The organism is Nitrososphaerota archaeon, from assembly GCA_029785825.1.
Taxonomy (GTDB): domain Archaea; phylum Thermoproteota; class Nitrososphaeria; order Nitrososphaerales; family Gagatemarchaeaceae; genus UBA183.
In genome coordinates this window covers 413,396-424,828 of record JAFLYY010000001.1, presented here as the reverse complement: position 1 = coordinate 424,828, position 11,433 = coordinate 413,396, and the positions used below count along the sequence as shown (strand labels likewise).

Genomic DNA, 11,433 nt, shown 5'->3' with positions numbered 1-11,433 from the left:
TCGTGTTGGATCAGACATGCCCCGAGTGCCACGCAGGTATACTGCTGTACGACGCCCCGACCAAGAGGTACGGGTGCAAGAAGTGCGGCGCGTTCCTCACCAGGGACCAGCTTTCAGACGCCAGATTCAAAGCAAAGGGAGACCCCGAAGACGAGGAGAGACGGAAACGCTCCAGGCAGCAGGCCGACTACCTTGAGTGGTGGCTGAGCGGGAACAAAGAGAAGTAGCGCGGCGAAGGGCCGAAGCTGCAGGCGCGGCAGGTCATCGGACCTCCATCTCTGCGTACTTCATCGCGCAGGCGATCATCTGGCGGGTGGTGCCCAGGCGGGCGAGCTCCGATGGAAGGGCCCACCTGAACGCCGTCGACTCGTCGTTGATCCTTACCCTCCCCCTCACGGGCTTCGCAAGTTAGTCGACTAGGACGACCTGGTCCCGCACTCCCTTTCCCAGCTCGTTTGGGAAATAGGTCACCACGTCGAAGATGCCTTCTATCTCCACGTCCAGGCCCACCTCCTCCCTGGTTTCCCTCAGCGCCGCCTCCATGGGGGTCTCCCCGGCTTCGACCTTTCTTCCTGGAAAAGCCCAGAGCCCCCGATGCGGGTCTTCCGCCCTCTTCACCACCAGCAACCTCCCGCCTCTGTGCACCACGGTCCCGGCCCCCAGCACAATCCGCCGAGGCGGCGTCGATCCAGGAGGAAGTGACATGGGACTCGCTTTAAGCCCTGCCGGGCGGACCCAGACGCCTTGGTAAGGGTCGAGATGCTCACCGTGGGGAAGGAGCTCCTCATAGGGAGGACCATGAACTCCAACGCGCACTGGGTGGGGAAGAGGCTCGCGAGGATGGGCTCGATGCTGAAGGAGATCACCACCGTCGACGACGACCTGAAGGAGATCGGGGAGGCGCTGAAAGGGGTCTTGGCCCGTTCGCCCGAGTTCATCGTGGTGGTCGGAGGGCTCGGGCCGACCCCCGACGACATGACCCTGCTGGGAGTGGCTGGCGCGCTTGGGAAGCCTCTGAAGAAGAACTGGGAGGCGCTTGCGATGATAAGGGAGCACTATGCGGCTGCAGGATTCGCGGACATGGAGCTCACTCCGGCCAGGGTCAAGATGGCGACCCTTCCGGCCGGGGCCAGGCCCCTGAAGAACGACGAGGGGACAGCTCCAGGGGTGAGGCTGGCCGCAGGGAAGACCGTGGTGTTCTGCCTCCCGGGGGTCCCCGCCGAGATGAGGAGCATATACAGAAGGTCGGTGGAACCGGAGGTCAGGGCAAGGCTGGGGAAGATGCACAGGAGATACGTCACCATGAAGCTGGAGGGGGTACCGGAGTCGGCCCTCGCCCCGGTCCTCGCGCGAGAGCTCAGGAAGCACCCTGCCGCGTACATAAAGTCCCACCCAAGGGGGGTGAAAGGCGGCGTTTCGAAGATGGAGCTGGACATAGCCGTGATAGACGCGGATAGGGCCGCGGCGGACAGAGAGGGGGACGTGGTAGCGGAGGAGATGCGCTCCAAGGTGATCGAGCTGGGCGGGAAGGTCGGGCCGGCCCGGAGCTCGACCACATAGGTGGGTTCACATGGACGTCACATTCATCACCGGGACGGCAGGGTCGGGAAAGTCCCTCCTGACGGGGGCGCTGAAGAACTGGTACGTCAACAGGGGAGAGGACGCGATCACCGTCAACCTCGACCCCGGGGTCGTCGCGCTCCCGTACGAGCCTGACGTGGACGTGAGGGACAGGATACAGCTTCAGGGAGTCATGGAGGAGTACGGTCTGGGCCCCAACGGCGCTCTCATCCTGGCCGCGGACCTCACAGCGACCCGCCTGTCCGAGATCCAGGAGGAGATAGACTCGTTCAAGGCGGAGAACGTCATAGTCGACACCCCCGGGCAGACGGAGCTCTTCGCATTCAGAGAGAGCGGAGAGTTCATCGTCGGCGAAACGAAGGCGGACTCCAAGCTCCTCCTCTTCCTGCTCGACCCTCTCCTCGCGAGCACCCCTGCCAACTTCCTCTCCCTCGCCCTCCTCTCGGCGTCAGTGGGGCTGAGGCTGAAGATCCCACGGATAACAGTCCTCACCAAGAGAGACATCGCCAGGGACGGGGTGAAGCGGATAACCGAGTGGAGCAGGGACACGAAGGTCTTCGAGGACGCGCTTTCCGGGACCAAGGACGGGGAGCAGTACTCTCTCTACTCCGAGCTCTTCAGGAGCATCAGGAGGCTCTCCTTCGGCGCCGACCTTTACCCAGTTTCTTCGACGACGCAGGAAGGGCTGATCGCGCTGGTCGGAGAGATGACCAGGATAGCCCGGGGCGGAGAGGAGTTCACGGACTAGCCGGACAGGGGCCGCTGGAAAAGCCCTGGACCGTTCTTCATGGCGGAGGTCGGGCGCTCAGCGGAGCCCTTCGAGGAAACCCTGGATCGCCCGTGCGAGCGACTCGGGCTTCTCGAGCGGGAGCATGTGCCCCGAGTCTTTGATGAAGCGGAGCTCAGACGCTTGGATGTGGGCATCCAGGAAGTGGGACCACTTCGGAGGGGTCATCCTGTCCTTGTCGCCGCAGACGACGAGGGTCCTGGCCGAGATCTTAGACAGACCCTGGCGCACGTCGAACCCCTTGCACGCCTCGTAGTCGTTCAGGAAGACCGGGAGGTTGGAGACCGAGAGCGCTGCCCTCGCTTCTCTGCCCAGGCCCAAATCAATGGACGCGAAGCTCCAGGGTGTGATGACCCCTTCGATGGTCTTCATGGGGCTGTCCTTCAACCCCTCGAGTATCTGGGGGTCCACCCCGAGCTTGGCGCCGGTGCTCACGAGGATCAGCCCGCCGAGGTCGCCCGGGTGCTCTATCGCGAGGCTCAACGCGACGGCTCCTCCCATAGAGTGCCCGCACACAGCGGGCCTGTCGAGCCCGGCCCCTTCCAGGAAGCCGTGGAGCGCTTCGACGTACTCCTTCACGCTCCTGCAGGTGATGTCCCCGGCAGGGTGACCGGGGAGATTGACGGCCAGGGCCCTGCTCCCCCCCGAGAGGTTCTTCAGCGTCCTCCTCCACAGAAGGCTGTTCCCTCCCGCCCCATGGACGAAGACCGCGTCGTGGGGGGAGGCGTACGTGTCGAAGTCGAACACAGCCCCGACCGGGTTCTGCTCGTTTTAATCCTGACGGGGCAAAGCCTAAAGCGGCTGAGAGAGGCGCAGAGGGAAGAGCGGTCTTTGAGCCAGGCCAGCGCCCTTTGGAAGATGTTGACCGGAGGGAAGATCGTGGTGGCCCCGGGGGTCTTCAGCCCTGCCGTGGCGAAGCTGGCGGAGAAGGCAGGGTTCAGGGCGCTCTACTTTTCAGGCGCGGGGTTCTCGAGCCTCCTGGCCTTGCCTGACCTCGGGATAACCACCCTCAGCGAAGTAGCGCAGGCGTCTCGTCAGATCACGGCGAAGGTTTCGGTCCCCCTCGTGGTCGACGCTGACACTGGGTTCGGGGAGGCGGTGAACGTGTCCAGGACGGTGGATGAGATGAAGAGCGCGGGGGTCGCGGCCATTCACATCGAAGACCAGGTCCTCCCCAAGAAGTGCGGGCACCTGGAGGGGAAGGAGCTGGTCGAAGTCGACGAGATGGCGAAGAAGCTGGTGGCGGCGAAGGAGTCCGCGGGGAAGGACCTCCTCGTGATCGCCCGGACCGACGCGAGGGCCGGAGAAGGACTGGACGGGGCCGTGAGAAGGGCGAGAGACTACGAGAGGGCGGGCGCCGACGTGATTTTCCCTGAGGCGCTGGAGAGCCGGGGAGAGTTCGAGGAGTTCAGAAGGAAGGTGAGCGCCCCTCTCATGGCGAACATGACGGAGTTCGGGAAGACCCCCTATATCTCGGCGGCAGAGTTCGAAGGCATGGGGTACAACATGGTCATCTTTCCTGTGACGGCCTTCAGGGCCATGATGAAGAGCGTCAAGGACGTGTACGCCACCCTGAGGTCCGAGGGGACCCAGAAAGGGGTCCTGGGCTCGCTGATGACCCGGAGCGAGTTCTATGACCTCATCGACTACCACAGGTTCGAGGAGGCCGACGAAAGGGCCATGAGGGCGGCCAGCGAGCTCAGGAGGGGACCGAAACGACGGTGAAAGACGAGCTGTACAGAGCCCCCCGGGGGCTGGCCGGAGTCTCGGTCGCCGACACCCGCATCTCGAAGAGCGAAGGGGACGGGACCCTGATATACCGGGGGTATCCCATCTCGGATATCGCTGCCAACGCGACGTTCGAGGAGGCGGCGTACCTCGTCCTGAATGGGAAGCTACCCACGAAGAGGGAGCTCAGCGAGTTCTCCTCCAGCCTCGCAGGGACGTCCGGGGTCGAAGACAGCGTCTTCGACATAATGCGGAGCCTCGGGAAGGGGGCGCACCCGATAGACGCCATCCGAACGGGGGTCTCCGCCCTCGGGAGCATCGACTCGGAAAAGTCGCTCCCGGACAGGGAGCTTTCGATAGAGGCGAAGACGTCGGTCCTCGCCGCTAACTCCAGGAGGGTCCCCGAGGGCGGCGCCCCGCGTCTCCCCAAGGAGCGGCTCGGGTTCGCCGACAACCTGCTGCAGATGCTCACCGCCGGGGAACATACAGAGTTCGAGCGCCGGACGTTCGAGAGGGTCCTTGTGCTCTACATGGAACACGACATGAACGCGTCGTCTTTCACGGTGAGGGTCGTCGCCTCGACCCTGGCGGACCCGTACGCAGCAGCTTCGGCCGGGCTGGCCGCCCTGAAGGGGCCGCTCCACGGGGGCGCCAACGAGGCGGCCATGGAGACGCTCCTCAGGGTGAAGGACCCGGAGAACGCCGCCGCCTTCGTCGACTCGACATTCAGGGAGGGGAAGAAGCTGATGGGCTTCGGCCATCGCGTCTACAAGCAGTTCGACCCGCGCGCCAGGCTCTGCAAGGAGTACCTGAGGGAGATTCTGAAGAGGCGCGGACGGGACGACAGGCTCTACAGGCTCTGCGAGGCGGTGGAGACGGAGATGTGGGAGAGGAAGAAGATCCCTCCTAACCTCGACTATTACGCTGCCCCCATCTTCTACGCGCTCGGGATCGAGATCCCCCTGTACACCCCCATCTTCGCGGCGAGCAGAATCTTCGGATGGATGGCCCACTACAACGAGCAGGTGCAGGACAACAAACTGATACGCCCTGACTCCACATATCTGGGACCGTCGGGACTCGGGTACGTCCCCATAGAGAAGCGATGACCTAGGCGGCCAGCCTGGCCGCAGCCTCCTCCACCGTAATCTTTTCCCCGGCGACGAGCCTCGCCAGATGGTCCGCCTTCGCTTCCGAGACCGCGGTAAACCTTGCCAGGGCCGCCCCGCGGGCGGTCTCGACGATAAGGCCCCGGATCCCCCTCAGCCTGAGCACTTCGTCCCCGGCCTCGAACTTCCCGCGTATCTCGTCGACCGATCGCAGGAGCTTCTCTAACCCCTCCCCCGATTGGGCGGAGACCTTCAGCACGGGCGGCCTGTGCCTCCCCCTCTGGAAAAGCGACAGGATGTCGACCACCATGCGGTCCGCCCCCTCGAGGTCCGCCTTGTTCACCACGTAGATGTCACCCACCTCCATGAGGCCCGCCTTCGATATCTGGATGTCGTCCCCGAGACCCGGCATGAGCACGACCAGGACAGCGTGTGACACCCCCACTACCTCGATGTCTGACTGGCCGATACCCACCGTCTCGAGGAGTACGATGTCGAACCCGGCGGCGTCCAACAGCCTGATGGCCTGCGCCGTGGCCATGGAGAGCCCCCCGGACCACCCTCTCGACGCCATGCTCCGGATGTAGACGTTCCTGTCCCCAGTGTGCCTGGTCATCCGTATCCTGTCCCCGAGCAGGGCACCTCCGGTGATGGGGCTCGTCGGGTCGACCGCTATCACCCCTACCTTAAGGCCCCTTGTGCGAAGCGATTCTATGAGCTGGTCCACGAGGGTGCTCTTGCCGGTGCCCGGAGGTCCGGTGACCCCCAGGACGAACGCCCTGCCGCCGCTCCCTATGCGCTTCATGAGGGCCGACGCCTTGGAAGGCTCGTTCTCGACGAGAGTGATCCCCCTGGCGAGGGCCGCCCTGTCTCCCTTCTTTATGGCCGCGCTCAGTTGAGCGATCTGCAACGTCGTGAGGCCGGCCGTCCCTGGTGCCTCTTTTATCGGTTCGAGAGGATTCTTTATCTCTTGGGACAGGGCGGCGGGAAGTGTTGCTCAGAGGAGGGAAGGACCTCTACTGGAAGAGGAAGGCGAAGTCGGTGGTGGAGCGGAGAGCAGCCCCGGGAAGACTCTACGACAAGAAGGCGCTCGAGCAGGTGAGGAAGGGGGTGAAGCAGTGGCAGGACACGGTCCTCAGGGAGTGGGCCGATAGGACCCCGGAAGAACGGAAGGACGTCCAGACGGCCTCCGGAATCCCCCTCAAGCCCCTCTACACTCCAGACGACGTTTCCGACGCCGACTACTCGGACCAGGGATACCCGGGGGTCTACCCGTACTTGCGCGGGGTCTATCCGAACATGTACCGGGGGAGGCTCTGGACCATGAGAATGTTCTCCGGGTTCGGTACCCCCGAGGACACCAACAGGAGGCTCAAGATGCTGCTGGAGCACGGCGAGACGGGGCTCAGCGTAGCCTTCGACATGCCCACCCTCTACGGATACGACTGCGACCACGAGCGGGCCCACGGAGAAGTGGGGAGGTGCGGGGTCAACGTGTCCTCCCTTAAGGACATGGAGGTCATCTTCGGGGGGATCCCCCTGGGGAAGGTGAGCACGTCGATGACGATCAACGCTCCTGCGACGGTGCTGACCTGCATGTACGCCGGGGTGGCCAAGAAGCAGGGGGTGCCCATGGCGAAACTCAGGGGGACGGTGCAGGCGGACATGCTGAAGGAGTACATCGCCCAGAAGGAGTGGGTCTATCCCCCGGAAGCTCATCTCAGACTGGTGAGGGACCTCATGGTCTTCTCGTCCAAGGAGATGCCCCTCTGGAACTACATCAGCGTCAGTGGGTATCATATCAGAGAAGCGGGGTCGAGCGCGGTGCAGGAGCTCGCGTTCACGCTCGCAGACGGGTTCGGGTACGTGGAGCTCGGACTGGAGGCAGGTCTGGAGGTGGAGCAGTTCGCTCCGCGGCTCAGCTTCTTCTTCAACTCCACCATGGACTTCTTCGAGGAGATCGCGAAGTTCAGGGCGGCGAGGAAGATCTGGGCGACGGTGCTCAGGGACAAGTACGGGGTGAAGGACAAGAGGAGCCTCCTGATGAGGTTCCACACCCAGACGTCGGGGGCTTCGCTCACCTGGCAGCAGCCTCTGAACAACGTCGTAAGGACAGCCATAGAGGCCCTGGCGGCTGTCCTGGGCGGGACTCAGTCCCTTCACACCAACTCGTACGACGAAGCCTGGGCGCTCCCCACAGAGCAGGCGGTCGAAGTGGCCCTCAGGACGCAGCAGATCATAGCCGAGGAGACAGGGGCCCCCGCCGTCGCGGACCCCCTGGGCGGTTCGTACTACGTCGAGTGGCTCACCGAGCAGATGGAGGAGGAGGCGTACAAGTACTTCGATAGGATTGAGGCCGCCGGCGGGCTGCTGAAGGCGATCAAGTCCGGATACCTCCAGCGGGAGATAGCCGAGAACTCCTACAGGCTTTCGAGGAGGGTCGAGGAAGGGAAGGACTCGGTGGTGGGGGTGAACAAGTATGCGAAAACAGAGAAGGAGCCGATCGAGACGCTGAAGATAGACTTCCGAGCGCAGCGTGCACAGACGAAGAGGCTCGCTTCGGTGAAGAAGGCGAGGGACGAGACGAAAGTGAACACCGCGCTGGCGAAGCTGGAGAAGGCGTTCGAAAGGGAGGATGCCAACTCGATCTACCCGATGCTCGACGCTGTCACGCAGTACGCGACCCTGGGGGAGATTGTAGGGGTCGGACGGAGGGCGTGGGGGACTTACCGCGAGCCGATGATCATCTAGCGCCCTGGCACTGGCGCATCCCTCCTGGGCGCGTCCTGATGCGTGCAAGGCGCGACAGGTCCGGGCCCTGACCGCCCCGGGAGCCGTCTCAAGCCGCCCGATGGCGATGAGGACCATGGGCCCCGGCTAGGGCAAAAGCTTTGAAAGTCCCGGGTAGGTGCCTTCGACAGAGATGGCGAAGAAGTCAGTTACCATTCAGCGGAAGATCAGGATACTTGTAGCGAAGCCCGGGCTGGACGGGCATGACAGGGGGGTCCTGGTCCTGGCCAGGGCGTTCAGGGACGCTGGGATGGAAGTGATCTACAGCGGGCTCCTCCCCTCGCCGGAGCAGGTGGCGCAGATGGCCATAGACGAGGACGTAGACGTGGTCGCGCTCTCACTCCTCAATGGGGCGCACATGACCGCGTTCCCTAAGGTGAAGAAGCTCCTCGACAGGATGGGAGGGAAGGGCATCGTGGTGGTGGGAGGAGGGATAATCCCGGAGGAAGACAAGCCTAAACTCGTGCGATTAGGGATTACTGGCTTATACGGGCCGGGGAGTTCGTTCGAAGAGATCGTGGAACACGTGAGAGGGCGCGTGCGAGAGGAGAGGTGGAAGTAGCGGTGCGGAGGCAGGACGAGTTCATGAACCTGTCAAAGATGAACTTCGACGTCTCTGAAGAGCAGACGCTCATGCTGGAGCAGATTGACGCGACCTGCAAGGAGTTCCGCCCGATAGAGGACAGGTATTACCTTGACCGCAAGGTGAACGACCAGGTCAGGCCGTTCTTCGCCAAGGCGCATCTCCTGGGGCTTCCTGTGTCCAGGAAGTACGGAGACGGACAGGGGGCAGACATGGTGACTTACGCTCTGGCCATCGAGAGGATAGGCAGGGAAGGGACGGGGGTGAGGACCTTCTTCTCGGTCCACATGGCACTGGGGGAGATGACGGTGCAGCACTGGGGGACTGAGGAGCAGAAGGACAGGATCCTCCCGGCAGCCAGCAGAGGGGACGCCATACTCGCCTTCGGGCTGACGGAACCCAACGCCGGGAGCGACCCCGCGTCGCTGACCACATATTTCGAGGAGAAGGGAGGGAAGTACGCAATATCGGGGCAGAAGATGTGGATATCCCTTGGCTCGTCCTCGAAGTACATCCTGGTCTTCGCTTACCCCAAGGGGAAGAGGGAGGGGATGTGCGGGTTCATAGTCGACACCACGAGTCCCGGGTACAGAGCCGAGATAATCCATCACAAGCTCGGGCTCCCGACCGCAGACACTTCGACCGTCTACCTTGACAAGGTGGAGGTCTCGAAGGAGGACGTGCTCGGTCCTCCGGGGAAGGGGATGTCTGTGGCGCTGTCCGGGCTGATGAACGGCAGGTTCAGCGTCGCCGCGGGGTGCGTGGGGGTAATACAGGACTGCCTCAATGAGTCGGTGAAGTATGCGGGGGTCAGGTTCCAGCACGGCAAGCCGATCGGGAAGCACCAGCTGGTGCAGAGGCACATCGGGCTGATGGCCACGAACCTCGAAGCGGCCAAGCTCCTTCTACTGAAGGCGGCGTTCGTCAAGCAGAAGTACGAAGAGGACCCGACCAACCTTGGGCTCAGGGACGCAACAGACATCTGGTGCGCCCGGGCGAAGTACTTTGCAGCCAACGCATCGTTCGACGCCGCCAACAGAGCGGTGCAGATATTCGGGGCGAACGGCTACTCTTTCGAAGGGAGGCCGGCGAGGCACTTCGCGGACACCAGGGTGACGATGATCTACGAGGGCGCGAACGAGATCATGGAACAGAAGCTGGCGCTCGGGGCCCTAGGCAAGGGGTTCGAGGCGTACTCGTAGAGCCTGCGGGAGCCCCCTTTTGCGTAGGAACGCGGTCGCCGCCGTGGCTGTGCTCGCTATCCTGGCGGCCGCCGGTTTCGCCGCCTATGGAGCCCCGGTCTTCGAAGGCAGAACCTCCACTGCCTCGCTTTCCCAGTGCGACCCGATCCCCGGCGGGACGCACTCGTCTACCCAGCTTGCTAGCACGACATTCGGAGCGGTGACCGAGTGGGCACTCCCGAGCCAGGGCAGGATTCCCAACGGCGTCATCGCGGCTCCCGACGGGTCCGTCTGGTTCGCGGAGCAGGAGTTACCGGGGGTCGCACACCTCTTTCCAGACAACGGGACCCTGGTCGAGTACGCGTGGCCGGGGTTCCCCACGCCGAAACCCCCGGACTGCCTGGACCAGTCGCAGTCGTCCGGGATCGCAATCTGGAACGGCATGGTCTGGGCCGCCGACATGTACGCGAACAACGGCGCGGGGACCATAATAGGGGTCGACCCCGCGACAGGTTCGACAGAGGCCGTGAACCTTACGGCCAAGGCGCCTTACCCCTACTGGCTGGCTGTCGGGCCGCACGACAACCTGTGGTACACGTCGGACAACATAACCCAGTATCCCGCACAGCTTGGGCGCGTCTCCCCCAACCTGACGGTGTCGGCGGTGAACCTGCTCGGCGTGAGCAGGTATGACGAGCCAATACAGGTCGACTTCGTCAACTCGTCTTTGGCGTTCATCGCCGCGCTCAACCAGGCTACTACGTCGAACGGGTCGTGCATATGCACCGGCCACATCTACGCCTTCGACCCCTCCATCAATTCCACGGACGTCCCGGTCACAAGGGTAGGGGGAAACTACACCTTGGTCCTTCCCGACAGCGTGTCTTTCTCAGACGGGAGGGTATGGGTGGCTCAGCACGGCGCTTCGAGCGTGGTGAGCTATGATTTCGCCACCGGGCAGTGGACTAGATACCCCACCTCGCTGGTCCCCTGGAGCTACACCACCCTCCCCTATGTGATCTACTCGGCCGGAACCGAGGTCTGGTTCAACGAGCACTATGCCAACAGGATCGCAGAGCTCCATCAGGCCTCCGGGACGCTCACCGAGTACAGCGAGTCAGACCCTCCTGCCTCCGGCGCCGGCGGTATCCAGAACGACGTCTCTATGGCTCCCGGGACGGGCGGAATGTGGTTCACGTCGCTCTCGGGGAACTACGTGGGATTCGTGAACGCTAGCTTCGTCCCGGCCTTCTCCATCTCGCCCCCTGCTAACGACACGCTCTATCTTTCTCCCGGAGGGACCGCGTCGGTAGACCTGAGCGTGACAGGGAGCTGGTCGACCCCCCTGGGAGTGAACGTGTCAGACACGGAGAATCCTGACTCGATTCCCGTCCGGATAACGGTCTCCCCGTCCGTCCCGACGATTCCAAGTGGGACTTCTTACGAACTGAAGGTCCAGATCACTGCCGCCGCGTCCCTCCCCGCGGGGGACTACACGGTCGCAGTGACCGTCACGGATGGTGGGGTGCAGCAGTCGGCCTTCGTCTTCCTGGTGGTCACCTAGCGACGCGGGGTGACCCCGCGAGCCCGCCTGCCGGGGACGAGGAGAGCGGCATACATCAGGACATAGAGGAGGCCCTATGTCCAGGGCTGAGGCGAGAGACGCCACGGCCA

Annotated in this window: 12 protein-coding genes; 9 read left to right on the top strand and 3 right to left on the bottom strand. The window is 63.5% G+C overall.

Annotation, left to right across the window (positions count from 1 at the left end; all coding sequences use genetic code 11):
• Positions 1–5 precede the first annotated feature (5 nt).
• Positions 6–227, top strand: coding sequence for a hypothetical protein (locus tag JRN21_02285; protein MDG6988134.1), 222 nt, complete (start codon positions 6–8; stop codon positions 225–227).
• A 181-nt stretch (positions 228–408) separates the two neighbouring features.
• On the opposite strand, the gene JRN21_02280 is transcribed toward JRN21_02285, so the two are convergent.
• Positions 409–705: an NUDIX domain-containing protein gene (locus JRN21_02280; protein ID MDG6988133.1), complete on the bottom strand. Its 297-nt coding sequence runs from the start codon at positions 703–705 to the stop codon at positions 409–411.
• A gap of 39 nt (positions 706–744) precedes the next feature.
• Between JRN21_02280 and JRN21_02275 the strand changes: the two genes are divergently transcribed.
• Entirely contained in the window at positions 745–1,560 is an 816-nt protein-coding gene (locus JRN21_02275) for a competence damage-inducible protein A (protein ID MDG6988132.1), read from the top strand.
• A 10-nt stretch (positions 1,561–1,570) separates the two neighbouring features.
• Positions 1,571–2,329, top strand: coding sequence for an ATP/GTP-binding protein (locus JRN21_02270; protein ID MDG6988131.1), 759 nt, complete (start codon positions 1,571–1,573; stop codon positions 2,327–2,329).
• Positions 2,330–2,386: 57 nt separating this feature from the next.
• Here JRN21_02270 and JRN21_02265 read toward each other — a convergent pair whose 3' ends face one another.
• On the bottom strand, positions 2,387–3,115 hold the full coding sequence (locus tag JRN21_02265; GenBank protein ID MDG6988130.1) for an alpha/beta hydrolase: 729 nt from the start codon (positions 3,113–3,115) through the stop codon (positions 2,387–2,389).
• 111 nt (positions 3,116–3,226) lie between these two features.
• On the opposite strand from JRN21_02265, the gene prpB reads away from it, so the two are divergent.
• Together prpB and JRN21_02255 are read left to right on the top strand one after the other, a co-directional pair.
• The gene (gene prpB, locus JRN21_02260; protein ID MDG6988129.1) at positions 3,227–4,093 is read left to right on the top strand and encodes a methylisocitrate lyase; all 867 of its coding nucleotides are present in this window, start codon (positions 3,227–3,229) and stop codon (positions 4,091–4,093) included.
• A complete protein-coding gene (locus JRN21_02255; protein MDG6988128.1) occupies positions 4,090–5,205 on the top strand; it encodes a hypothetical protein in 1,116 nt (371 codons plus the stop codon). The genes prpB and JRN21_02255 overlap by 4 nt, the downstream gene beginning before the upstream one ends.
• A 1-nt stretch (position 5,206) precedes the next feature.
• Here the strand turns inward: JRN21_02255 and meaB are convergent, their stop codons facing one another.
• Complete coding sequence (meaB, locus tag JRN21_02250; GenBank protein MDG6988127.1) at positions 5,207–6,115, bottom strand: methylmalonyl Co-A mutase-associated GTPase MeaB; 909 nt, start codon at positions 6,113–6,115, stop codon at positions 5,207–5,209.
• Positions 6,116–6,198: 83 nt separating this feature from the next.
• Here meaB and JRN21_02245 point away from each other — a divergent pair, with 83 nt between their 5' ends.
• The 4 genes from JRN21_02245 to JRN21_02230 all read left to right on the top strand — a co-directional run bounded on the left by JRN21_02245 (position 6,199) and on the right by JRN21_02230 (position 11,323).
• Positions 6,199–7,956 carry a methylmalonyl-CoA mutase family protein gene (locus tag JRN21_02245; protein MDG6988126.1) on the top strand — a complete coding sequence of 586 codons (1,758 nt, stop codon included), beginning with the start codon at positions 6,199–6,201 and terminating at the stop codon, positions 7,954–7,956.
• Positions 7,957–8,128: 172 nt separating this feature from the next.
• On the top strand, positions 8,129–8,557 hold the full coding sequence (locus tag JRN21_02240) for a cobalamin B12-binding domain-containing protein (protein ID MDG6988125.1): 429 nt from the start codon (positions 8,129–8,131) through the stop codon (positions 8,555–8,557).
• 2 nt (positions 8,558–8,559) lie between these two features.
• Entirely contained in the window at positions 8,560–9,780 is a 1,221-nt protein-coding gene (locus JRN21_02235; GenBank protein MDG6988124.1) for an acyl-CoA/acyl-ACP dehydrogenase, read from the top strand.
• Between the two features lie 19 nt (positions 9,781–9,799).
• A complete protein-coding gene (locus JRN21_02230; protein MDG6988123.1) occupies positions 9,800–11,323 on the top strand; it encodes a hypothetical protein in 1,524 nt (507 codons plus the stop codon).
• Positions 11,324–11,433 lie beyond the last annotated feature (110 nt).

What these genes read in the sequence shown, in the direction of transcription:
- JRN21_02270 (MDG6988131.1), top strand. Translation starts at nt 1,571, where the DNA reads ATGGACGTCACATTCATCACCGGGACGGCAGGGTCGGGAAAGTCCCTC.
- JRN21_02240 (MDG6988125.1), top strand. Translation starts at nt 8,129, where the DNA reads ATGGCGAAGAAGTCAGTTACCATTCAGCGGAAGATCAGGATACTTGTA.
- JRN21_02280 (MDG6988133.1), bottom strand. Translation starts at nt 705, where the DNA reads ATGTCACTTCCTCCTGGATCGACGCCGCCTCGGCGGATTGTGCTGGGG.
- prpB (MDG6988129.1), top strand. Translation starts at nt 3,227, where the DNA reads ATGTTGACCGGAGGGAAGATCGTGGTGGCCCCGGGGGTCTTCAGCCCT.